Raw genomic sequence first — 23,435 nt, forward strand, 5'->3', positions numbered from 1 at the left:
CCTCGTACAGTGCGTTTGACTTCAAAATGGACCCGTGGGCTATCCTAATGCGGGAACCGCATCTGAGATGGAGAAGAGCATATCGGAGCGGCAAGCATCGCGGTCCCCGGCACAGGGGATGACGCGGTAATTCGCGCATGTGGTTTCGGAATCGACGTCTGCCGCAGGAGCGCCAGCATAGCGACCCGGAACGGGTGGCGCGGGACCGACTGACGCCGAAACCACATTCAGTATCTCCAGACGTGGAACGCGGCCGTCCTGCAAGGCGATCCAGACTTCGTGACTGGCTAGAGCCTCGGTGTCCTCGTCGCTGTTGTCGGGTAAGGCCGTATAGCTTGCGACTGTGTCAGACGTCAGGGTGTTTGAACGATCGCACGGGCCTGCGGGAGCCTTTTTATCTATACACTGTTTTTCACACCCTTGCTCGATCGCCGAGATCAGATCATTCCAACGATTGATGACGGTGCGCCGGGAAACCTTGGCGGCCTCCGCCAGTGCTGATTTCGTGACGTCGCCGCCCATGGTGGAAAGCGACCGGTAGGCTTCGGCGAGCTTGGAAAGGGTGCGATCCGCGTTCGACTTCGCGGCGTGCCGGCCTCCTGCTGCCTGACGGGCCGCCACGGATGTCATCCCGTCCACGACGTCCAGCAGGCGACCGCGATTTACGCGTGGGTTGTCCAGCTTTGCCGGATCGAAATGGGCCGCGAGGTAGTCGGCGACCTTGCCAGTGACATAGCCGACCTGCGTTTCGGAAAGCCCGGTTTTCTCCGCGAACATGGCGAGCGCCTGATGGAGATGATCGGCAAGGGCCTCACGAGTGCCGCGCATACGGCTATCGGCGGCAAAGTGCCATTCGGCAAGAAGGCGCTGCCCTTCCGTCCGGAGGGTGTCAAAGATAGTATTCGACGCGTTCAGCCCGAGGCCGGATTGAATGGCCGCGGCGCGACGAGCGAGCACTGGCCGACTTACACCTGTGTCGACGTAGTCGGCATATTCGGAGAGCGTCGGCCAGACGTCGGCGTTCGGGGTGATCGTGTGCCAGATCGGGGACGTCGGGCATTTCATCCGCATCGTCATCGTCGGTGCGGCGGGGTCCGCGCCGATGTCGAGCAGCGCTGCCGCCAGGCCACGGCAAACGGCGTCAAATAGGCGGATCGGTTCCTTGCGGCATCGTTCGTCCTTCGAATTCCAAACCGCGGCTCCGTAGGGGAGCAACCAGATGAAGTGTGGTCTGATGAAACGGCCATCGTCTAGTCGGTCCCCGACGACGATGTGCGGAAGACAGGGAATCCGGCCATCCCGAACGTGTTCCAGGAGCTCGAAGATACACGCGTCGGCGGTTGGGAAAACGCCGTCGCAATCCACGCGAAGCGCGGCCACAAAATCCTTGTTGAGCTCGATGTAGGGATAGTCGAGTGTCAGGACCTTCTCGCGGCATTGGACGTCGAGGGTGGCCTTGTCCCAGGACGCACGCGCACGACCCCGGCGGGGTACGAGCGATACGAAATACTTCAGAACGAGATTGTCCTCTGAACGCAGACCGTCCTCGTGGAATGGCTCCCGATAGCGTCCACCTACGTTCTTGCCGAAAGGAAGTTCGTAACCCTCGGTGATACGCTTCCGGACAAGGTCTTTCTGACCGGCGTTACGAATGGCGAACTCGTTTGTGGTGATGGCAGTCCGGTGGCCAGTTCCACGACTGGCCTGGCGCTGTGCCTCTGTATAGCGGGTCTCGAACCCACACATGCCGTTCGAGCGGTCGGGCCAAATTTGTTGACACGGTAGGTTGTGACAGTCCTCGGTGCCGGCTGGGATATGTCCCAGCCTCGGGCTCAACCTTCAAAAATGGGGGTCTTTACAACAATCGCGCCGTTGGCAATCATGGAATTGTCCTTGAAAAAACACCGCTGAGGGTTCCAGCCCGTTGATGTGGTGTTTTTTTATGGTCATGCGCGGCGGCGCACAGGTCAAGCGCCGAAAATATGTTCCGTATCCGAAACTATTTGGGGCTGCCGTCATGTACAATTACGTGATGCTTTCCATGCCCCCACCCCGACATTCGTCGGCTGCGGCCCTCCCCTGGGGAAGGGCCTCACGCCCCTCACGGGGCGACTGGGTCTCATCGCCGTCGCGCAAGCGCTCGGGCGATGCAGGTTATTTAATCTCAAATCTCGGGAACTTCGCTATTTCGTGCGCCAATACGTGAGGTTTGAAACCGCCGTATGCTTCCCCTTCGGTCGCGGGGATATGGCCTTGCATGTAGTCACGTGCTCCAACATCCATGTAAACGCCTCGGGCTTCAGTCTTGAAAAAATGACGCCACGCGTGGTTTGGCCTTATCCTATCGTCATCCACGCCGAGTTTCCTGACCCAATCGGCCAGCCGCTCACCGACCTTGTTGTACTGCGGATTACCTTCGGTGCCGCCACGATGTCGAGAAGGGTCGTAAAACAACGGGCCTTTCCGTCTCGCCTTAACAAAGTCCAAGAATCCCTGGTCAACGAGGTGCGAGTGGATGGCGACAAATCGTGGATTCCGGTTCTTTGTCGATCCAGCCTCTGGCGTGATCCAGATCAGGGAGTGCCCGTCATGAACTTGGATATCTTCTTTGCGTAGCTGCGCGATCTCGCCCACTCGTGCTCCTGTGTAAGCACATAACCAAGGAACCCAACGGTACGCTGCCTTCATCTCGGATGAGCACCTTGCGGGTGGCATAGCAAGCGATCCTTTCAAGATCGTCATTGCTTCATCGATTGTAAACCACTTCTGGCGCGTTGTCGTCTTATGGGGTACCGCGACCGTTATTCCATCAAGCGGGTTGACCTGTATACGCCTGTTTCCTTTTGCCCATGTGCATGTTGCGCGAAGGCATGCCAAATGACCGTCTCTAATGGAAACGGCGCTCAGGCCTTTTTTGAGGAGGCTGTCTTTCCAGTCAACTACCCAGTCGGCGGTCAAATCGCGAATATCTGGCACCTCGAGCGCCACTTTTGCGATAATCCCCTTCCACTTCTTATAGGTGGCCGCAGCCTGTTGTTTTTCGGCGAAGAAATCCTCGAAAACCTGGAGCAGGCCGTATTTTCCAGAATCCTCATGACCGTTTTCCTTTGGAGCCTTCTTTGGCGCGAGTTCAAGTTGGGGAAAACGATCGGCATCAGGATCGGGACGGTAGTCTCCGTTTGAGAGCTTCAGCAGATGTTCCTTTGCTTGCATGACGGCATGGGCGACGGCGTTGCGGAGGAGTGTCATGCTCAGGTCGTCGACACGATAGCCGTGACGATTAAGATAGTCATTGATCGCTCGGTCATTGCGGCGAACCTTGTATGTTTCCATGACTCGCTCGAAAAGCGCGTCATCCTTGGTCAATTGGAAGACCTTCACTTTCTCCGGGCGAAGATGCAGATGATCAGCAATCAGCGATGCCTCTCGAAGGTGAGGTGTTCCTGGATCATCCTCATTTTCGGCAATCATCGCTTGATAGATTTCCCCGGACATGGCGACCGCTTGCTTCTGGGAAAGGGAAATTTGGCCGGCAGATAGCTGCCGCCATCGTGCTTCGGTTTCCGCGAGTATCCGGGCATGCACAATCTTGGCTTCTTGGGGATCGCGTGTGCCGAGGCTGACCTTTTCCTCTCTTTTTCCTACAAGAGGAATCAGATGCTCAGGAACGCGCTTTCGGAATTGATAGATACCTGTGGTGGGGTGCTTTGTGGGACGTGACATTTTCAGGACCATGTGGACCGCCTTTGTGTACCAAAGCGACGGTTACAAATCCCTTAAAACTCAATGTCTTGAGCGTTTCCAATAGCTTCTGTGATTTATGGCGGAGAGGGTGGGATTCGAACCCACGATACCCTTGCAGGTATGCCGCATTTCGAGTGCGGTGCATTCGACCACTCTGCCACCTCTCCGCATGCGCGAACGCTTGCGTTGCGCGCTCCTCTTAAACATCAATGGCGGGACTGACAAGGGAAATTTCTTGTTTGTGTCACAAATTATTCGTCATGGGCGAGGCCGGGGAAAAGCTTTGGCATACGGCCGTTTTCGCGGATATTTTTGACGTGACAAGCCTCAAGCTTCAGCCGTGCGCGTCATGTTCGAACCATCAGCTTCACAGCCGTTAGTAACGCCGTAAGATTTCCACGATCCGGTCACCCTGCTCCCGATCCGGCAGAAGGGTGGGCCGCCGGCTAGCGCCGCGGCCGGTGTCTGGCTGAATTGGAGGAAAGACTGGCGATCAGGCAGAGCACGGTGACGGCGGAAAGAGCATCGTGCCGGGGGCGATCATCAGCGTGTTGCATGTGGCGGCAATGATACACGAAATAAACAGATGCGCAGCCTCAAGCCGCATCCATCAGATGGCGGCGCCACGGCGAGAAGACGGCGAGCAGCTTTCGTCGCTACACGAACCGGAACGGCAGGCCAGAGATCAGCGCTTTGACAAATCGCTTTTTCTGAAAATGCCCGTTCAGCGATACGCGGGGCAGCAGTGTCGGCTTTTCGAGACTGTGAGGTCCGAGAACACCAGCCTGCGTGGTAACCGCAACGGGAAACCCCGCGTCAAACACCGCCTTCGCCTCACGCTCTCCGGCGGCTTTCGACCAGCCATAGGGATAGGAAAAGGACCGGGGCGGATGGCCAACATAGGTCTCTACTCGGCGCGTCGATTCCTCGATCTCGTAAGCCAGACGCGCCGCATCGATCCTGCGCATGTTCACATGCGTCATGGTATGGGCACCGAGATGAGCGAGCGGATCTGCCGACAGCACCTTGAGTTCCCGCGCATCCATGACGAGTTCGTCCACGATCGCGATGGGATCGATACCGTGTTGCCTCGCGGCGCGATCGATCCTCTCCACCGCCTCGTCTTCCGCCAGGGTCTGGACGAAGGCTTCAAGGCGCGTGAATGCCTCCGCTTTTTGGGAAAGACTGGCGGATTTCACGTATTCCGGCCCGGACCCGAAATCGAACTCGAAGGACGCAGCTTTCTGCGTCAGCGCGGCAGCGGTTTCCCACCACACGCTGCGTGTCCTCTCGACAAAACCCGTTGTGATGAAAATCGTGTAGGGAACGCCGTATCTGCGGAAAATCGGGGCCGCATATTCGGCATTGTTACGATAACCGTCGTCAAGCGTGAAGGCGCAGAACGACCGCTTGTCGGAATCATCAGCAAGCAGGCTTGGCAGATCATGCAGATGAACGGGAACGAGACCACATTCGAGTGCGGCCTCTATCGCCTCTTCCAGAAACTGCGGCGTGATGGACAAATGCGCATTCGGCGCAAATGCCGGCCCCCCCATGTCCGGGCGCACATGGTGTAGCGTGAAGATAACGCCGCGTCCGGCAAAGGATGGAAAGGCCGAACGAACCGCCGGGAGAGAGCTCACCTCCAGCCCCGCCCTTATCGCCCCGTATTTCAGGGAGCGTTTGACCGATTGCAGCAGCATTCCTGTCGATTGTCGTGAATTCAGACCGGGCAAAACCCGTTTTTTGATGACTCTCCCGACCGTGAGCGGCAGATCGATCAGGCCTGGCAAGGGATCGTTGGGCGCAAAAGCGGCCCAGCTCCGGATTTTGCGCAAAGAGGCCAAATACTCGCCGATGCCCGCCTGGCCGCGCCGGTTCAACATGAACGCCGCAACGGCATCACGGACAAGATAGGACCACGACACGCCATTCCGCGCGAGCGGTGCTCTGTCGGTCGGCACATCATTGGCCACCTTCCACAGCATGGCGCCAAGATCGACGCCGGCAGCCGAACAGAGGCCAAACCACGACCACGGGCGCGGATTGACATCAAGGAGTTTAAGCGACCCATCCCTGCCATCCCGCTTGAACTCCACCTCGACAAGCCCGCTATGACAGGCCGGTTTCAATATTTTCCGGGCCGCATCGATCGCTTCAACATTATCGACAACCTCGACGCAGGTACTGGTATAACCGAAATCGACGGGATATTGGCGCGTGCGCCGGGCGGTGAATTCGGCAACCGGCTCACCTTCCCGCCACAGCGCCGCATAGGAAAACTGGCTTTCTCCCCCGCCGGGAATGAGTTCCTGCACCACGACATTGCCCGCACCGATCTCGGCACTCGCCTCGGCAAAAGCGGCTTTCAGCGCCTGCCGGTCATCGGCGCGGATAACCTTCGCCCGCGAAATCACGGTGTCGCCGCCGCCCATATTCGGCTTCAGGATAACGGGGAATGTGACGTCGAGCGCATCGGCATCATCGGCGGATGTCAGCGCATAGGTTCGGGGAAAACTGACACCGAGTTCCGCAGCACGTCTGTAGAGCAGCGGCTTCTCACACAACCATTGAAGGGATGCCCAATCGGGCAGAACGATCCTGTAAAGAGCGGAAAGCTCTTCGCGATGTTCCGAAACAAGCTGCACCTCGCCATCTCCCGAGGGCACCAGAAGGCAACCCTTCAGATGATGCTTCGTGGCCATTTCACGCAGGAACGATATCGCCCCGGCATCGCGCGGACCGGACCAGCGGATCGTTTCCCGCACGAAACGCGACCAGCCCGGCAAAGGTGAATCATGTGTGAGATAGTGCACGGACACGTTCAGGGCGCCAAGGCTGCGGGCAAGGGCAAGCGTGCCGTGAGCGCCCCCAACAATAACAACACCTGGAATGGTCAAAGTCTGATCCCCGTCCTACTCCATACCTTGATCGCAAAAATTGTTAAATAAATTGGATATTTCTAAAGTATCTAACGGACGGGTATCGGATTGCGGTATCCGAAGCGCTTTCTGCTCTTTCAGCTTATTACGAACGCTTCGGTATCTGCTTTGAATGTGACTGCGGATCCCGCCTCAGGCCTCTTTACGCACGGCGCGCGGCTCGCCATTGTCATCCACCGCAACCATGATGAAGACGGCCTCCGTGACCTTATCCCGGGAGTCCTGATAGTGCCTGCGGGTCCAGGCCTCGATCTTCAGCGTGACGGAGGTGCGGCCGACCTTTTCGATCCTGGTGTAGACGCACAAGGTATCGCCGATCTTGACCGGTTTCTTGAAGACGATTTCATGAACCGCCACGGTGACGGTGCGCCCGCCCGCCACATCATTGGCGCGCACGAAAGCGGCAAGGTCCATCTGCGACATCACCCAGCCGCCGAATATATCCCCGGCCGGATTGGCGTCCGCCGGCATGGCAAGCGTTCTGAGCGTGAGTTCCATATCTGCGGGCGGTTGCTGGTCCATCTCTCAAAATCCTTTCACAAACCTCCCGCCGCCGGACTTAAACAACCGCGCGCCCTCAGCCAATAGCCGATTTTTCGCGGCAGCCCTTCCAAAACAGCAAGGAATCACAGAGCCATCGTAAGCTTCGGTTAACCATGATGGGGCACGATTCCAAAAAACGCGAGGGCGTGCGAATGGCCTATGACTGGAGTGGAAATAACACGATACAGCAGCGCTACGACCGCATCATCCTGGCGGTCGCCGGCGTCGTCGCCATCAGCCTTGCGACCGGGACACTTGCCCTGCGCTCGCAGGACGGGCCGGATGGCACCATAAGCCTTGCCAAACAGCAGCGGCTCGATTCGGAAAAATGGCACCTGCGGCTCTGATCCATTAATGCGAAGCACTATCCGGCTTCGCTGGATTTTCCTTGGCAGGCGTATGATCCAGATGGGCCACAGCCGGCGAAAGAACTGACAGAAATGTCTCGGACCTTCCGATATAGACAATCGCCATGCCTTCAATAGCGTGCAGAACCTCGGCCAGCGTATCCTGCGTCTGTTTTTCCAGCCCTTCCAGCAGGTCGTCGATGACGATGAATTTCGGTTTTAGCAACAGGGCATTGGCGATCCTGATGCTCGCCTGCTCATCCGAATCCAGCCTCTTGTCCCAGCGGATGTTTTCATCGAGACGGGAGGCCATGTCGCCAAGCCCGCATGCGGTGAGCGCCGCGAGATACTCTTCCTCCGCAAATCGCTGGGGCGCGCGCGGATAGGCGAGAATTTCGCGCAGCGTGCCCGTTGGCAGATAGCCGTGCTGGGCGATGAAAAGCGTATCGGATTGTTCGGGCATTTCTATTCTGCCCTGCCCCCATGGCCACAGGCCCGCCATCGCAGCAAAGAGCAGCCGCCGGTTCACGCCCTGCTCGCCATTGATCATGAGACGATCACCGGGCCCGATTGCAATGTCGGCCTCGCGCAGCCGGAAGCTCCGCTCCAGATCCTGCCCGCCCGCATCGCGGCAGATAATCACCGACTGCAGCCGGATCTTTTCATTGTCAGCGCTTCGTTGCAGGTCGATCGCCAGCCCATGCTGCTCGACGCTGTCCATCTGGATCAGGGCGTTACGAAACACCGAAACGCGCTGCAGCGTCGCCTTCCAGCTGGCGATCGGCCCGAAATTGTCGATATACCAGCGAAGTGCAGTATTGACCTGGTTGAAAGCCCCCACCGCCATCATCAGCCCGCCGAAGGTGAGGTTGCCGGAAAAATAGACCGGTGCAGCGATCAGAATGGGCGCGACAACCGCCAGCCAGCCGTAACCGGAAGACACCCAGGTCAAATGGGTCAGCGCCATGGCCAATCCGCGGATCACACCGAGTACGGCGTCGATATCGACGCCGATCCGCCGCCGCTCGTTTTTTTCACCGCGCGCAAGTGCAATCGCCGCCAGGTTTTCGCTGGCGCGCATCAGTGAAAAGCGCAGTTCAGCCTCTTTTGAATACCGTTCCGCATTCAGCCCGACCAGACGGTAACCGACGAGGTTGCTGAGCAGCGATGCCGAACCCGCGTAAAGGATTGCCGCCCAAACCATATATCCGGGAATTGCGACCGGATCGCCATTGATGGTGATGGAGAAACCCGCCGAGAGTGACCAGAGAACGCCGATAAAGCTGATGAGCAGGATCGTTGCGTTTACAAGGCCGATGGAAAGCGCCGTGCTGCTTTCCGCAAGGTTGCGGACATCATCATGGAGACGCTGGTCCGGGTTGATCGCGATCGTACCGAAACCGGCAAGACGCGCGGCGCGCCCGGGCTTCAGCCACTGATCCACCATATCCTTGGCAAGACCCTCGCGCATGTTCAGCGCCGTCATCTGGTTGAGCCAGGTCTGGATAACGTTGAGAAGCAGCAGCAGCCCGGCAATGATGGCGAAGACTTCCAGCTGGTGGAGGAAGGCGTCGAGATCGCGCCGTTCCAGCGCGTTGTAAAACGGTGCGTTCCATTCGTTAAGCCTGATCTGCCCATAGGCAGTGAGCAATATCACCGCCAGAAGTGCGATCGACAGCATTATCAACCGGGTGCGCACCGGCGACGTCCAGAAGGCACGACCCATCATGCGCAGCTGCGCAGGAAAATCGAGGTCGAAGCCCGAAAGGTTGGCCGCGCTCTTGCGCTGATCGTCGGTCACCGTGGTTGCCATTCATTCCATTCCGAAACGTCAGTCGGCAAAGAAAGCGGGCCGCGACCCTGCGCCTTGCGATGCCAAGCAATAACACGCCGTTCGACCTTGTCTACAATCCCGTCGAAATCACTGTGGCGGCGGTTGAAAAGCCCGGGCAATTCTCTGCGCAGGCAAACATCGCGGCCTTTACCAACAATGCGATGGCCCCCGGAAATGATCCTTGCTTTCTTTTCCTGCATTGCACAAAATCCGAATAATTTCAGAGGGGCGGACAAACCGCATAAACCGGAAAAACCGGGCAAGGCAGATTAATGGCGATCAAAGCGAGCATCTATCATCTGACGCATTATAAATATGACAATCCGGTTCGCCTTGGACCACAGATCATAAGATTGAAGCCCGCCTCCCATTCCAGAACCCGCGTCATCAGCCACTCGCTCAAGGTTTCGCCCTCCAACCACTTTGTGAACCTGCAGCAGGACCCATACGGCAACTACCTCGCCCGGTTCGTTTTTCCCGAGCCGACAACGGAGTTCAAGATCGAGGTCGATCTTGTCGCCGATATGACGGTTTACAACCCGTTCGATTTCTTTGTCGAGGAAGAGGCGACCAAGTGGCCGTTCGACTATCCGCAGGAACTGCGGGACGATCTCTCGATCTACATGAAACCGGAACCGACCGGCCCTCTGCTTTCCGCCTTCATGGCCACCGTGGACCACACACCCGGACAGCCGACGGTGGATATGGTCGTTGGTCTCAACGCCCGTCTGCAACAGGAAATCGGTTACGTCATCCGCATGGAGCCGGGTGTTCAGACCCCGGAAGAAACGCTGGCCTCCGGCAAGGGTTCATGCCGCGACACCAGCTGGCTGTTCGTCCAGATATTGAGGCATCTCGGCCTTGCTGCGCGTTTCGTGTCGGGATACCTCATTCAGCTCACCCCCGATCTCAAGGCACTGGACGGTCCATCCGGCACCGAAGTGGATTTCACCGATCTGCACGCCTGGGCCGAGGTCTATATGCCGGGCGCCGGCTGGATTGGCCTTGATCCCACGTCCGGGCTTCTCACAGGCGAAAGCCATATTCCCTTGGCGGCCACACCGCATTATCGCAATGCCGCGCCGATTTCCGGCGGTTATTTCGGCGAGGCGAACACGGAATTCGCTTTCGACATGCAGGTCCGGCGCGTTGCCGAAACCCCGCGCATCACCAAGCCCTTTTCAGACGAAAGCTGGGAGAGCCTCAACGCGCTCGGCGAAAAGGTCGATCAGGTTCTGAACGCCCACGACGTCAGGCTGACCATGGGCGGCGAGCCGACCTTCGTTTCCATCGACGACTTCGAATCCGAGGAATGGAACACCGGGGCGGTGGGGCCGACGAAACGCGAAAAGGCGGACGCCTTGATCCGCCGCCTGCGTGAACGTTTCGCCCCCGGCGGTTTTCTGCATTACGGACAGGGAAAATGGTATCCGGGCGAAAGCCTGCCGCGCTGGACCTTTTCTCTCTATTGGCGAAAGGATGGAATGCCGATCTGGCAGGACCCGGCGCTGATCGCCGAAGAAGGCGCGGATGCCGGCGTCGAGGCCGAGGATGCGCAGAAGCTCCTCAGCGGCATCGCCACCCATCTCGGCATTGAGCCGGAGCTGGTGCTGCCGGCTTACGAGGACCCGGCCGAATGGATCATCAAGGAAGGCAGCCTTCCCGACAATGTCGATCCGTCCAATTCCAAACTGAAGGACCCTGAAGAGCGAAACCGTATTGCCCGCGTGTTCGAACGCGGCCTGACGACGCCAACGGGTTATATTCTTCCAGTGCAGGCGTGGAACGCCAAGGCGGACGGCAAGCGCTGGGTCAGCGAGAAATGGAAGACACGGCGCGGCAAGATTTTCCTCGTTCCGGGCGACAGCCCCGTGGGTTACCGCCTGCCGCTCGGCACCCTGCCCCACGTGCCGCCATCCGCCTATCCCTATATCCACGAGGCTGATCCCTCGATCCCGCGAGGGCCGCTTCCCGACATATTCAAACCTTCCGGGCGCGCCTTGCCGGAAGCCTCCTTCCATGCCGATGAAGCCTCCAGCCAGGAGCGCATCGAACAGACGCTCGGAGAAATCGGCGGCGCGGTGCGCACCGCTATGTCGGTGGAACCACGCGACGGCCGGCTCTGCGTCTTCATGCCGCCTGTCGAACGTATCGAGGACTATCTCGAACTGATCGCGGCGGCGGAAGCGGCGGCGGCCGATCTCGGATTGCCCGTTCACATCGAAGGTTATGCGCCCCCGCATGATGAGCGCATCAATGTCATTCGCGTCGCGCCCGATCCCGGCGTCATCGAGGTCAATATCCACCCCGCCTCCAGCTGGAAGGATTGCGTCGACATCACGACCGCAGTCTATGATGAAGCGCGCCAGACGCGTCTCGGCGCAGACAAGTTCATGATCGATGGCCGCCATACCGGCACCGGTGGCGGCAACCATGTGGTGGTGGGCGGCGCCAACCCCAATGACAGCCCCTTCCTGCGCCGGCCCGATCTTCTGAAAAGCCTCGTTTTGCACTGGCAGCGGCATCCGTCCCTTTCCTATCTGTTCTCCGGCCTGTTCATCGGCCCGACAAGTCAGGCGCCACGCATCGACGAAGCCCGTCACGACAGTCTCTACGAGCTGGAAATCGCGCTTTCGCAGGTTCCTGCCCCCGGCGAGGGCGTGCCGCCGCTGCCCTGGCTGGTCGACCGCCTGTTCCGCAACCTCCTGACGGATGTGACGGGTAATACCCACAGGGCCGAAATCTGCATCGACAAGCTGTTTTCGCCGGACGGACCGACCGGCCGCCTCGGCCTTGTGGAATTCCGTGGCTTCGAAATGCCGCCGAATGCCCGCATGTCGCTCGCCCAGCAATTGCTGGTGCGCGCTCTCATCGCCCGCTTCTGGCAAAATCCCGCCGGCGGCAAATTCGTGCGCTGGGGCACGGCGCTCGCCGATCGCTTCATGCTGCCGCATTACATCTGGGCGGATTTTCTGGATGTACTCGCCGACCTCAGGGAAAACGGCTTCGACCTGAAGCCCGAATGGTTCACAGCACAGCAGGAATTCCGTTTCCCCTTCTTCGGCGAGGTGGAGTATGAGGGCGCGAAACTGGAATTGCGCCAGGCTCTGGAACCCTGGCACGTGATGGGTGAACAGGGCGCCATCGGCGGAACCGTGCGTTTTGTCGACAGCTCCGTGGAGCGCCTGCAGGTGCGCCTCGAAACATCCAACCCGTCCCGCTTTACCGTGGCCTGCAACGGACGTGCGGTTCCGCTCGTCGCAACGGAGAACCACAGCGTTGCGGTTGCCGGTGTCCGCTTCAAGGCATGGCAGCCCGCCTCGGGCCTGCATCCCGTGCTGCCCGTCAATTCACCCTTGACCTTTGACATTTATGATACATGGTCGAGGCGATCGATCGGCGGATGCATCTACCATGTTGCTCATCCGGGCGGGCGCAATTACGAGACGTTTCCCGTCAACGGCAACGAGGCCGAGGCACGACGCCTTGCCCGTTTCGAACCATGGGGACATACGGCAGGGCAATATCCGCTTCATGCGGAAACCGTGTCGCCAGAATTTCCGCTGACGCTCGATCTGCGCCGGCCATACGGAGTTTAAATTGTCCAAAGCCCCGGCAACGGAACGCAAGACGGAAACGAGCGCGCCACCGCGCGGGCTTGACTACTCCACCTTGCCGGGTGTGGCCGATGAAATGCTCGACACCAACGGCAAGGTCAGGCCGGTCTGGAAGAACCTGCTCGGTGCGCTCTCGCGCATGTCTGAGCGCGAACTGCATGAACGCTTTGCCCGCACCGACCGCTATCTGCGCGATGCGGGCGTGTTCTACCGCGACTACGGCAAGGGCAGCAGCGAAAGAAACTGGCCGATCTCCCATATTCCGGTGCTGATCGACGACAGGGAATGGACGGTTCTTTCCGAAGGGCTTAAACAGCGCGCCAATCTTCTCGAAGCCATGGTCGCCGATTTTTACGGCGAAAACCGGCTGGTGAAGGAAGGTTACGTGCCGCCGGCACTGATCGCCTCCAATCCGGAATATCTGCGGCCGATGGTCGGCGTAAAACCGGCAAGCGGCCACTATCTGCATTTCTGCTCCTTCGAAATCGGGCGCGGACCTGATGGAAACTGGTGGGTGCTGGCCGACAGGACGCAGGCGCCTTCGGGCGCAGGTTTCGCGCTCGAAAACCGGGTGGCGACCACGCGCGCCCTGTCCGACATCTATGCGGAAACCCATGTTCACCGGCTCGCCTCGTTTTTTGGCGCTTTTCGCGACACGTTGCAGTCGCACAGAAAACACCCCGATGACCGTATCGCGGTGCTGACGCCCGGACCCGCCAACGAAACCTATTTCGAACACGCCTATATAGCCCGTTATCTCGGCTTCATGCTGCTGGAGGGTGAGGATCTGACCGTGGTCAACGGCCGGGTCATGGTCAGAACCGTGGCAGGGCTGAAACCGATCGGCGTGCTCTGGCGGCGTCTCGACGCTTCCTACTCCGATCCGCTGGAACTCAACCAGCAGTCCCATATCGGCACGCCCGGCATGGTGCAGGCGCTGCGCAACGAGGCGCTCACCATCGTCAATGCGCTTGGCAGCGGTATTCTCGAAACGCGGGCCTTGCTTTCCTTCATGCCGCGCGTCTGCCGCCACCTGCTTGGCGAAGACCTGAAACTGCCGTCGATCGCGACCTGGTGGTGCGGGCAGGAATCCGAACGGCGCCACGTTGCAGGCAATATCGAAGGCATGGTCATCGGCCCTGCCTATTCCCGGCTTCCCTTCTTCGATGACAACGGCCAATCGGTGCTCGGCTCGTCCCTGCGTGAAACGGCAAAGGAATCGATCAGCGACTGGCTCGCATCCGACGGCCACAGGCTGGTCGGCCAGGAGGTGGTTACACTCTCCACCACGCCGGCCTATGTCGACAACAAGCTCGTGCCACGCCCGATGAGCCTTCGCGTTTTTGCCGCCCGCACCCAGGATGGCTGGCAGATCATGCCGGGCGGTTTTGCGCGGATCGGCAGCAGCAACGACGTATCCGCCATCGCCATGCAATCGGGCGGCAGTGCGGCGGATGTCTGGATCGTCAGCGACAAGCCGGTGGAACGCACCACGCTTTTGCCGGCGGAAGAAAGCTTCACCCGCAACATGCCGGGCAGCCTGCCAAGCAGGGCCGCCGACAACCTCTTCTGGCTCGGCCGCTATATCGAACGCTCGGAAGGCGCGCTGCGCATCCTGCGTGCCTGGCACGGGCGTTATGCCGAATCGGCCGATCCGCGCCAGCCCCTGCTTGCCCATGTGACGCGCTATCTGGAAGCGCTCGACGTGGAGATGAACGATGCCGTGCCGGAAAGCCTGCTGAACAACATCAACAGCGCGGTTTATTCCGCCAGTAATATCCGCGACCGCTTTTCACCGGACGGATGGCTGGCGCTGAACGACCTTGCCAAGACCGCCCGCCGGTTCCACGCAAAGGTGTCGCCTGGCGACGACGCGACCCATGCCATGACGATCCTGTTGCGCAAGCTTGCGGGCTTTGCCGGTCTGGTGCACGAAAACATGTATCGCTTCACCGGCTGGCGTTTCCTGTCGATCGGCCGTTATCTCGAGCGTGGCCTGCATATGACACGGCTTCTCGGCCATATGACAGGCCCCGATGCGCCTGATGGATCCTATGACATGCTGCTGGAAATCGGCGACAGCGTCATGACCCATCGCCGCCGCTACAATGTCAGCACGGCGGGCCTGACGGTCACCGATCTTCTGGCGCTCGATCCGCTCAACCCACGGTCCATCCTGTTTCAGCTGAACGAAATCCGCACCGAGGTGGAACAGCTTCCGAACGCCTTTGTAAACGGCCAGATGTCGCCTTTTTACCGCGAGGCGATGCGGCTGCATTCCGGCCTTGCGGTCATGACGCCGGAAAACATGAATGGCGCGATCTATCGCCAGCTCGAAACGGACATGGAGCATCTGTCCGATGTTCTTGCCCAGACCTATCTCGGATAACCCGATGCTTTACGATCTCTCCCTGCATATGGGTTACACCTACGACACCCCGGCCCACGGCGCGCGCCACATTATCCGCATCCTGCCCCTGTCGATCCCGGGTCGGCAGCGGCTCGTTGCCGGTTCCCTCGATGTTTTGCCCGTGCCGGAAGAGCGCGCCACCTTCGAGGACTTCTTCCATCAATCGGCGACCTCCGTGTATCTGCGCGCGCCGCATGAAAAGCTGGATATCCGCATGCAGGCGCGCGTGATGGTGGAAGCGCCGGCGCTGACGGCCGATTTTTCACCCGAACTTTCACGGCTGCCACAGGACCTTGCCGATGTCTGGTCGCTCGATTTCCAGTCGCCCCACCACTTTATTGGCGCCAGCCCGAGAATAGGGATGGATTCGGCAATCGCAGCCTATGCGCGGGAGCTGCTGAAACCGCGAATGACTATTCGCGAAATCGCGCTCGCCATGTGCAAACGCATCCACAAGGACTTTACCTATGATGGCGAGGCAACGACCGTGGATACGACGCCATCGGAAGCCTTCAAGCTGAAACGCGGCGTGTGTCAGGATTTCTCGCATATCATGATCATGGCGCTGCGCAGCCTCGGCATTCCCGCCGGTTATGTCAGCGGCTTCCTGCGCACCATTCCCCCGCCGGGCAAGGAACGTCTGGAAGGGGCCGATGCAATGCATGCCTGGGTTCGCGTCTGGTGCGGCGAGGCGGCAGGCTATCTGGAACTCGACCCCACCAATGATATCGTCGCCGGAAGCGACCACATCGTTGTCGGTTATGGCCGGGACTATTCCGACGTCGCACCGGTGATCGGGGTATTGAAGAGCTATGGCAACCAGCAGATAAAACAGGCTGTCGACGTCATCCCCGTCCAGTAATGATGCAAGGTGTATTGTTTCGAACTTTGCTGGAATTAATTCTTAAAAATACTTCAAAAACTGCGCCAGTTTGAGCGCCGCATAAAATTGAACCCATCACGTTAGCGGATTTTACATCGTTTGCGGGTTTCCTGCGCTCAGTCGTATATTCTAATCCGTGAGCCTCATCATGACCGTCTCCGCCTATCAAAAACTGAAGCGCCGTTTCCTTGCCGACACCAACGGTAATTTCGGCATCATGACGGCAATATTGCTACCGGTGTTGCTTGGCTTTGCCGGCGCTGGAATAGAGCTGGCGAACGTGATGCAGATAAAAGCAAACTTGCAGAATACGGCGGATTCTGCCGCTCTTGCGGCCGCGACCGAGGCTCGTTTGAAAGAAGGCGAACTGACCGACGAAAAAATCAAGGAAATCGCTAGGGCATTCATCACCACCCAACTGGAAAAGGACCTGACCGAAGAAGAGAAAAAAGAACTTGAGAAGAATTCTCCGGTCAGCATCGGTACGACGGAAGATGCGCGCGGCAAGACCTTCACCATACAGACCACTATCAACTATAAGGTGAAGCTCAATCCGCTGCTCGGGTTCATAGGCGCGAAGACACTCGACATCGCGGCGACCGGTACCGCAAAAAGCACCGTCAACAAGGGTGCGCCAATTTCCATGTATCTGGTGCTCGACCGCTCGGGATCAATGTCTTTCAAGACGGATACTATCAATACCGCGAAAAAATCATGCCCGAACTACACTGCCAGCAACTGGGGCAAGAGTGAATCCCAAGTCACGTCCAGCCCATGCTACGTCAACAAGGCGACATCACTAAAAACCGCCGTTGGCTTTCTCGTGACAACCTTAAACAAGGCAGATCCAACATATACCAGCGGTGGTTCAGAACTCGTTCGAACAGGTGCCTCGGTTTATACTCATGAGGCCTATGCGGCTCAGCCCATCGGCTGGGGCACGAGCGGCGTTTTGAATTATGTCGATAAACAGATCCCGGAATTTCCATCAGGTGGCACTGACGCGACGAGCGGCCTGAACGCCGCTTACAACGCTCTTAAAAAATCCAATACAGCTGAAACAACCGCGCATAAGACTAAGAAAAACGAATCCTTCGAGCGCTACATCGTTCTCATGACGGACGGCGAAATGACGGGGTACAGCGCAAATTGGGATTCCGCCATAGATCAGAAGGTGCGCAATACCTGCGAAACGGCCAAGAAAGATGGCATCAAAATTTTCAGCGTGGCCTTCATGGCGCCTGACAAGGGCAAATCGCTCCTGCAATATTGCGCATCCAACCTCGACAATTATTACGCGCCCGAAAACATGCAGCAGATCGTCACCGCCTTCGGTGAAATCGCTCGCAAAGCCGCCGGCAGCGTAGCCACGCTGACAAATTGACGAAAAGTTCAGCGAGCGCGACCTGAAGACGGCGTCGCTCGCGAGAAGCAATGCTTCCGGGCGATGCTACCCGGCTGCATGGCTGGCAAGTCGTGGGCGGCAGGTGACAGCGGCGGCGGCCCGTGGCATAGGAGGGCGCTCCCATTCACAGGCCCCCGTCATGATCCGCATCGAAAATATCAGCAAGTCAAACAGTCACCGCATTCTTTACATCGAGGCCTCCGCCGCACTCAATCGCGGCGAGAAGATTGGCCTTGTCGGCCCGAACGGCGCTGGCAAGACCACGCTGTTCCGGATGATCACCGGAGAGGAACAGCCCGATGAGGGACAGGTCGTCGCCGAAAAGGGCATGACGATCGGCTACTTCAATCAGGATGTCGGCGAAATGTCCGGCCGCTCAGCCGTGGCCGAAGTCATGGAAGGCGCCGGCCCGGTCAGCGAAGTGGCGGCCGAGCTCAGGCAACTGGAAGCCGCCATGTCCGATCCCGACCGGATGGACGAGATGGACGCCATCATCGAACGTTACGGCGAAGTGCAGGCGCGGTATGAGGAGCTGGACGGATATGCGCTCGAAGGCCGTGCCCGCGAGGTTCTGGACGGTCTGAGCTTCAGCCAGGAGATGATGGACGGCGATGTCGGCAAACTTTCCGGCGGCTGGAAAATGCGCGTGGCGCTCGCCCGCATTCTTCTGATGCGACCGGACGTGATGCTGCTCGACGAACCCTCGAACCATCTCGATCTCGAAAGCCTGATCTGGCTCGAGGATTTTCTGAAGAACTACGACGGCGCGCTTTTGATGACCTCGCACGACCGCGAATTCATGAACCGCATCGTGACCAAGATCATCGAGATCGACGGCGGCAGCCTCACCACCTATTCCGGCGATTACGGCTTTTACGAACAGCAACGGGCGCAGAACGAAAAACAGCAGCAGGCGCAGTTCGAACGCCAGCAGGCCATGCTTGCCAAGGAAATCAAATTCATCGAGCGCTTCAAGGCGCGCGCCTCGCACGCCGCGCAGGTGCAGAGCCGCGTGAAGAAACTCGACAAGATCGACCGCGTCGAACCCCCACGCCGGCGTCAGACGGTCGCTTTCGAATTCGCACCTGCGCCCAGATCGGGCGAGGATGTCGTCGCGCTGAAGAAAGTGAATAAGGCCTATGGCAGCCGCACGATCTACGGCGAACTGGACTTCATGGTACGGCGCAAGGAACGCTGGTGCATCATGGGCGTCAACGGTGCCGGAAAATCGACATTGCTGAAACTGGTGACCGGCACAACCGAGCCAGATTCCGGCAATGTCACGCTCGGCGCCAGCGTCAAGCTCGGTTATTTCGCCCAGCATGCCATGGATGTTCTGGATGGTGACAGCACCATTCTGGAATGGCTGGAGGAGCGCTTTCCGAAAGCGGGCCAGGCGCCGCTGCGCGCGCTTTCCGGCTGTTTCGGCTTTTCCGGCGACGATGTGGAAAAACGCTGCCGCGTTCTCTCCGGCGGTGAAAAAGCCCGTCTCGTCATGGCCGCCATGCTGTTCGACCCGCCGAATTTCCTCGTGCTGGACGAGCCGACGAACCATCTCGACCTCGACACCAAGGAAATGCTGATCAAGGCCCTGTCGCAATATGAAGGCACGATGCTGTTCGTTTCCCACGATCGCCATTTCCTGGCCGCGCTTTCAAACCGGGTGCTGGAACTGACACCGGACGGAATCCACCAATATGGCGGCGGATACACGGAATATGTGGAAAGCACCGGACAGGAAGCGCCGGGCCTGCGCAGCTAACCGGAAGCCGGACGCATAGGCCCGCTACGGCAACTTTCGTACTCGATACCGGAGAAGCAGATGCGGATCGTCGTCTATAGCGCCAAACCCTATGACAGGCAGTTCCTTGACGCGGCCGCAGGGTCCGGCATGCGGATGCAATATTGCGAAGCACGGCTGTCTCTTGAAACGGTGGCACTGGCCAAGGGCGCTGTCGCGATCTGTGCCTTCGTCAACGATGATCTGTCGCGGCCCGTGCTGGAAAAACTGGTGGAGATGGGCGTGCGGCTCGTTGCGCTGCGCTGCGCCGGCTTCAATCAGGTCGATATCGCGGCTGCCGAAAAGCTGGGCCTGACCATTGCGCGCGTACCTGCCTATTCGCCCTATGCAGTCGCCGAACACACGATGGCGCTCATCCTGGCGCTCAACCGCAAGATTCACCGCGCCTATAACAGGGTGCGCGAAGGCAACTTCGCCCTGGATGGCCTGCTCGGTTTCGATCTTCACGGCAAGACGGTGGGCATCGTTGGTACCGGAAAGATCGGCGCGATTTTCGCACGCATTGCTGCCGGCTTCGGCTGCCGTATCATCGGCCATGATCCTTACCCAAATCCAGATTGCGAAGCCCTTGGCATGGTCTATGTCACCCGGGAGGAATTGTTCCGTACATCGGACGTTCTCGCGCTGATGTGCCCGCTCACGCCTGAGACCCGTCATCTGATCCGCCGGGATACATTGCCGCTCCTGAAGAAGGGCGTCATGCTCGTCAATACCAGCCGCGGGGCTATCATCGATACACGCGCCGCGATTGCGGGCCTGAAGGACGGCACGATCGGCAGTCTCGGAATCGATGTCTACGAGGAGGAGGCGGATCTCTTTTTCGAAGATCTTTCCAACGATGTGCTGCGCGACGACGTCTTTGCGCGATTGCTGACTTTCCCGAATGTTCTGGTCACCGGCCATCAGGGGTTCTTCACGCACGAAGCGCTCAAGAACATCGCAGACACCACGATCGGCAATGTGCAGAGCTTTTTCGACACCGGCAAAGCCCTGCACGTCGTTTCCACCCGGCAGCTGGCAGGCCCTGCCTGATCTCCGCTGCGGCCGGCAAAAAGCCTTTCGATAGGGTACTGAAATCGTCCGCAATGCAATTGCCCGTCCCAGATCTCCGGTATAGGTTTCGGGCGATCTTTTGATACGTTTTCACACCGGACCGGTCGGATAACAGATGCAACTCAAGGACTGCTATAATTTCCACGATTTTCGCCGCATGGCGAAACAGCGTCTTCCCGGACCGATCTTCAACTACATTGATGGCGCTGCCGATGACGAGGTGACGTATCGACGAAACACGGCCGCTTTCGAGAATTGCGATCTCGTTCCCGACGTGTTGCGGGGGGTGGCGGATGTGGACATGTCTGTCACCGTCATGGGGCAGAAGCTGGCAATGCCGGTCTATTGTTCACCAACGGCGCTGCAGCGCCTCTTCCACCACCAGGGAGAGCGGGCGGTGGCGGCAGCGGCGGGAAAATACGGCACCATGTTCGGCGTCTCCTCGCTCGGCACCACCAGCCTCGAGGAAGCACGCCGCATCAGCGGCGGGCCGCAGGTCTATCAGTTCTATTTCCACAAGGATCGCGGCCTCAACCGCGATATGATGGCGCGCGCCAAGACTGCCGGCGTGCAGACGATGATGCTGACGGTAGACAGCATCACGGGTGGAAACCGCGAGCGGGACAAGCGCACCGGCTTTGCCATTCCCTTCAAGCTCAATCTTTCCGGCATCGCGCAATTCGCCATGAAACCGGCATGGGGGATCAATTACCTCACGCATGAGCGCTTCAGCCTGCCGCAGCTTGACGGCCACATCAAAATGGATGGTGGCGCGCTTTCCATCAGCCGCTATTTCACCGAGATGCTCGACCCTTCCATGAACTGGGACGATGTGGCGCAGATGGTGCGCGAATGGGGCGGGCCCTTCTGCCTGAAGGGGATCATGTCCGTCGATGACGCAAGACGCGCGGTCGAGATCGGCTGCAGCGGCATCGTGCTCTCCAATCATGGCGGCCGCCAGCTCGATGGCTCCCGCAGCGCCTTCGACCAGCTCGCCGAGATTGTCGACGCGGTCGGTGACCGGATCGATGTCATGATGGATGGCGGCGTGCAGCGCGGAACCCATGTGCTCAAAGCACTGTCACTGGGCGCGAAAGCCGTTGGGCTCGGCCGCTATTACCTTTTTCCGCTCGCTGCCGCCGGACAGCCCGGTGTGGAGCGGGCTCTCGAACTAATGCGCATCGAAATCGAGCGCGATATGAAGCTTATGGGCTGCACCACCGTCGACCAGCTGACACGCCGGAACCTTCGTTTTCGCGACTAAGGCGACTGGAAAAACTGAACGGAGCTTTCAACCGAAATCCCGCGTCTCTATCGGCGAGCCGGAAGACAATCACAGCCGGCCACTGGCATCACATGCCATTTCAATCGTGTTTCGCCGATGCTCCAGAAGCGCAGCCCCGATACTCCAGACAAGCGCCAGACAGATCAGCCCACAGACACCACCCGCCATCAATGAACGATGGCGCTTGGTGCCGGAAACAAACAACCATCCGACAGTGGCATAGGCCGCGAGCGCCGGCACGGCGGCTATCAGAACGGAGATTGGCCCGTCGCAATCAACGGCATCGATGCCGATGGCGCGATATTCGTTCGGTGTTCCCAATAGCCCAAGGGCGGCGACGGGAAACATCGCAGCTAAAACGGCATAGCGGAAAAATCGCGGCGTATCGGGCATGGCTTCTCCATAGCCGGATAATCAATTATGCGAACCTGCAAGAAACCGGGTGAAGGGGTTTCCACCGACGGCAGCGGCTTCAACACCCCACTTGCGAATTGCTGGATTGAAGATTGCCCGCTTTCGCAGGGAAATCCAGCATTTTGAATGGCTTTCATCTTGGCAGGCCACGCAAATCATGATTATCGTTGCATCATGCAACCATAATGGATTTAACGTGCCTCAACAATCCCTCACCATAAACGACATCCGCTCCACCTCGCGTCGGCTTGTCCGCGAGCTCGGTTTTATGGGCGGAGACTTCGCTGGCACCGACTTGCCGCCCTCTGCGGTGCATGCCCTGATCGAAATCGACGCATGCCCGGGCATCACGGCGCGTGATCTCGGCAAGCTGCTTCGGCTTGAGAAATCCAGCGTCAGCCGCATGCTTCGCAAACTCGTTCTGTCCGGCGACGTCCGGGAAGAGACGGACGATGAAGATAGTCGTATCAAGCGGCTGCATCTCTCTGGACAAGGGCAGGAACGGGCCGGCGCCATTCACAGCTTTGCAAACAGGCAGGTGTCGAGCGCGCTGACGCGGCTCACGCCGGCGGACGGCCATACGATCCTCGAAGGACTTCGCCTTTACGCCGATGCGCTGGGAGGCCGGAGCGACAACGCGGCTCCCACCATCGATATCGTCGAAGGCTATAGACCAGGCCTCATTGCCCGCATCACCCAGATGCACGCGCTTTATTATGCCCGGACATCGGGCTTCGGCCAACGCTTCGAATCCATTGTGGCTGAAGGCCTCGCCTCCTTTTGCAACCGTCTGGAAAACCCGAAAAATGCAATCTGGGTCGCAATGCGGGGACAGGAGATCATCGGCTCCGTCGCAATCGATGGCGAGGATCTGGGGCCGGGTGTGGCGCATCTGCGCTGGTTCATCGTCGATGACGGCGTGCGCGGCGGCGGTGTCGGGCGCAGGCTGCTGGCAACCGCACTCGCCTTTGCGGATGAAAATGCCTTCGATGAGACCCATCTATGGACGTTCAACGGCCTTTTGGCCGCACGGCATCTTTACGAGGCCCATGGTTTCGCATGTGTCGAAGAACATCCGGGCAGCCAATGGGGAAGCGAGGTTCTGGAGCAGCGTTTTGTCAGGCAACTCAACGGCATGCCCGCCCCGCGCGGCTGAG

Annotated in this window: 16 protein-coding genes and 1 tRNA gene; 9 read left to right on the plus strand and 8 right to left on the minus strand. The window is 59.0% G+C overall.

The genetic code is table 11. From position 1 onward, the window contains the following. Positions 1–39: 39 nt before the first annotated feature. The 5 genes from G3A56_RS21130 to G3A56_RS21150 all read right to left on the minus strand — a co-directional run bounded on the left by G3A56_RS21130 (position 40) and on the right by G3A56_RS21150 (position 7,208). Entirely contained in the window at positions 40–1,746 is a 1,707-nt protein-coding gene (locus G3A56_RS21130; protein ID WP_082185286.1) for a hypothetical protein, read from the minus strand. A gap of 408 nt (positions 1,747–2,154) precedes the next feature. Then, positions 2,155–3,735, minus strand: coding sequence for a DUF6538 domain-containing protein (locus tag G3A56_RS21135; RefSeq protein WP_082185285.1), 1,581 nt, complete (start codon positions 3,733–3,735; stop codon positions 2,155–2,157). Positions 3,736–3,821: 86 nt separating this feature from the next. Beyond that, positions 3,822–3,911 (minus strand) — tRNA-Ser (locus G3A56_RS21140). 489 nt (positions 3,912–4,400) lie between these two features. Further along, positions 4,401–6,644 (minus strand): polysaccharide deacetylase family protein, encoded by a 2,244-nt coding sequence (locus G3A56_RS21145; protein WP_082185284.1) that lies wholly within the window; start codon positions 6,642–6,644, stop codon positions 4,401–4,403. A 174-nt stretch (positions 6,645–6,818) separates the two neighbouring features. After that, entirely contained in the window at positions 6,819–7,208 is a 390-nt protein-coding gene (locus G3A56_RS21150; RefSeq protein WP_035242922.1) for an acyl-CoA thioesterase, read from the minus strand. Between the two features lie 173 nt (positions 7,209–7,381). Here G3A56_RS21150 and G3A56_RS21155 point away from each other — a divergent pair, with 173 nt between their 5' ends. Continuing rightward, on the plus strand, positions 7,382–7,576 hold the full coding sequence (locus G3A56_RS21155) for a hypothetical protein (protein WP_164056821.1): 195 nt from the start codon (positions 7,382–7,384) through the stop codon (positions 7,574–7,576). Between the two features lie 4 nt (positions 7,577–7,580). Here the strand turns inward: G3A56_RS21155 and G3A56_RS21160 are convergent, their stop codons facing one another. Together G3A56_RS21160 and G3A56_RS21165 are read right to left on the minus strand one after the other, a co-directional pair. Beyond that, positions 7,581–9,389 (minus strand): ABC transporter ATP-binding protein/permease, encoded by a 1,809-nt coding sequence (locus G3A56_RS21160; protein ID WP_137067608.1) that lies wholly within the window; start codon positions 9,387–9,389, stop codon positions 7,581–7,583. Further along, entirely contained in the window at positions 9,374–9,610 is a 237-nt protein-coding gene (locus G3A56_RS21165) for a hypothetical protein (RefSeq protein ID WP_137067609.1), read from the minus strand. The genes G3A56_RS21160 and G3A56_RS21165 overlap by 16 nt, the downstream gene beginning before the upstream one ends. Positions 9,611–9,682: 72 nt before the next feature. Here G3A56_RS21165 and G3A56_RS21170 point away from each other — a divergent pair, with 72 nt between their 5' ends. From G3A56_RS21170 to G3A56_RS21200, 7 genes are all read left to right on the plus strand, one after another. Further along, positions 9,683–13,009: a transglutaminase family protein gene (locus G3A56_RS21170; RefSeq protein ID WP_082185282.1), complete on the plus strand. Its 3,327-nt coding sequence runs from the start codon at positions 9,683–9,685 to the stop codon at positions 13,007–13,009. A 1-nt stretch (position 13,010) separates the two neighbouring features. Next, a complete protein-coding gene (locus G3A56_RS21175; RefSeq protein WP_082185281.1) occupies positions 13,011–15,416 on the plus strand; it encodes a circularly permuted type 2 ATP-grasp protein in 2,406 nt (801 codons plus the stop codon). Between the two features lie 4 nt (positions 15,417–15,420). Further along, the gene (locus tag G3A56_RS21180; protein ID WP_082185280.1) at positions 15,421–16,299 is read left to right on the plus strand and encodes a transglutaminase family protein; all 879 of its coding nucleotides are present in this window, start codon (positions 15,421–15,423) and stop codon (positions 16,297–16,299) included. A gap of 169 nt (positions 16,300–16,468) precedes the next feature. After that, a complete protein-coding gene (locus G3A56_RS21185; RefSeq protein ID WP_082185279.1) occupies positions 16,469–17,704 on the plus strand; it encodes a vWA domain-containing protein in 1,236 nt (411 codons plus the stop codon). A gap of 160 nt (positions 17,705–17,864) precedes the next feature. Continuing rightward, entirely contained in the window at positions 17,865–19,487 is a 1,623-nt protein-coding gene (gene abc-f, locus G3A56_RS21190; RefSeq protein ID WP_082185278.1) for a ribosomal protection-like ABC-F family protein, read from the plus strand. Between the two features lie 60 nt (positions 19,488–19,547). Continuing rightward, on the plus strand, positions 19,548–20,558 hold the full coding sequence (locus G3A56_RS21195; protein ID WP_082185277.1) for a 2-hydroxyacid dehydrogenase: 1,011 nt from the start codon (positions 19,548–19,550) through the stop codon (positions 20,556–20,558). A 136-nt stretch (positions 20,559–20,694) separates the two neighbouring features. Next, complete coding sequence (locus G3A56_RS21200; protein WP_082185276.1) at positions 20,695–21,843, plus strand: alpha-hydroxy acid oxidase; 1,149 nt, start codon at positions 20,695–20,697, stop codon at positions 21,841–21,843. Positions 21,844–21,912: 69 nt separating this feature from the next. Here the strand turns inward: G3A56_RS21200 and G3A56_RS21205 are convergent, their stop codons facing one another. Next, positions 21,913–22,257: a hypothetical protein gene (locus tag G3A56_RS21205; protein ID WP_082185275.1), complete on the minus strand. Its 345-nt coding sequence runs from the start codon at positions 22,255–22,257 to the stop codon at positions 21,913–21,915. Positions 22,258–22,546: 289 nt separating this feature from the next. On the opposite strand from G3A56_RS21205, the gene G3A56_RS21210 reads away from it, so the two are divergent. Further along, positions 22,547–23,434 (plus strand): GNAT family N-acetyltransferase, encoded by an 888-nt coding sequence (locus G3A56_RS21210; protein ID WP_425503386.1) that lies wholly within the window; start codon positions 22,547–22,549, stop codon positions 23,432–23,434. Position 23,435 lies beyond the last annotated feature (1 nt).

This window comes from Rhizobium oryzihabitans, from assembly GCF_010669145.1.
Classification (GTDB): domain Bacteria; phylum Pseudomonadota; class Alphaproteobacteria; order Rhizobiales; family Rhizobiaceae; genus Agrobacterium; species Agrobacterium oryzihabitans.

What these genes read in the sequence shown, in the direction of transcription:
- G3A56_RS21170 (WP_082185282.1), top strand. Translation starts at nt 9,683, where the DNA reads ATGGCGATCAAAGCGAGCATCTATCATCTGACGCATTATAAATATGAC.
- G3A56_RS21165 (WP_137067609.1), bottom strand. Translation starts at nt 9,610, where the DNA reads ATGCAGGAAAAGAAAGCAAGGATCATTTCCGGGGGCCATCGCATTGTT.
- G3A56_RS21200 (WP_082185276.1), top strand. Translation starts at nt 20,695, where the DNA reads ATGCAACTCAAGGACTGCTATAATTTCCACGATTTTCGCCGCATGGCG.
- G3A56_RS21185 (WP_082185279.1), top strand. Translation starts at nt 16,469, where the DNA reads ATGACCGTCTCCGCCTATCAAAAACTGAAGCGCCGTTTCCTTGCCGAC.
- G3A56_RS21135 (WP_082185285.1), bottom strand. Translation starts at nt 3,735, where the DNA reads ATGGTCCTGAAAATGTCACGTCCCACAAAGCACCCCACCACAGGTATC.
- G3A56_RS21155 (WP_164056821.1), top strand. Translation starts at nt 7,382, where the DNA reads ATGGCCTATGACTGGAGTGGAAATAACACGATACAGCAGCGCTACGAC.
- G3A56_RS21210 (WP_425503386.1), top strand. Translation starts at nt 22,547, where the DNA reads ATGGGCGGAGACTTCGCTGGCACCGACTTGCCGCCCTCTGCGGTGCAT.
- G3A56_RS21150 (WP_035242922.1), bottom strand. Translation starts at nt 7,208, where the DNA reads ATGGACCAGCAACCGCCCGCAGATATGGAACTCACGCTCAGAACGCTT.
- G3A56_RS21130 (WP_082185286.1), bottom strand. Translation starts at nt 1,746, where the DNA reads ATGTGTGGGTTCGAGACCCGCTATACAGAGGCACAGCGCCAGGCCAGT.
- abc-f (WP_082185278.1), top strand. Translation starts at nt 17,865, where the DNA reads ATGATCCGCATCGAAAATATCAGCAAGTCAAACAGTCACCGCATTCTT.
- G3A56_RS21180 (WP_082185280.1), top strand. Translation starts at nt 15,421, where the DNA reads ATGCTTTACGATCTCTCCCTGCATATGGGTTACACCTACGACACCCCG.
- G3A56_RS21195 (WP_082185277.1), top strand. Translation starts at nt 19,548, where the DNA reads ATGCGGATCGTCGTCTATAGCGCCAAACCCTATGACAGGCAGTTCCTT.
- G3A56_RS21160 (WP_137067608.1), bottom strand. Translation starts at nt 9,389, where the DNA reads ATGGCAACCACGGTGACCGACGATCAGCGCAAGAGCGCGGCCAACCTT.
- G3A56_RS21205 (WP_082185275.1), bottom strand. Translation starts at nt 22,257, where the DNA reads ATGCCCGATACGCCGCGATTTTTCCGCTATGCCGTTTTAGCTGCGATG.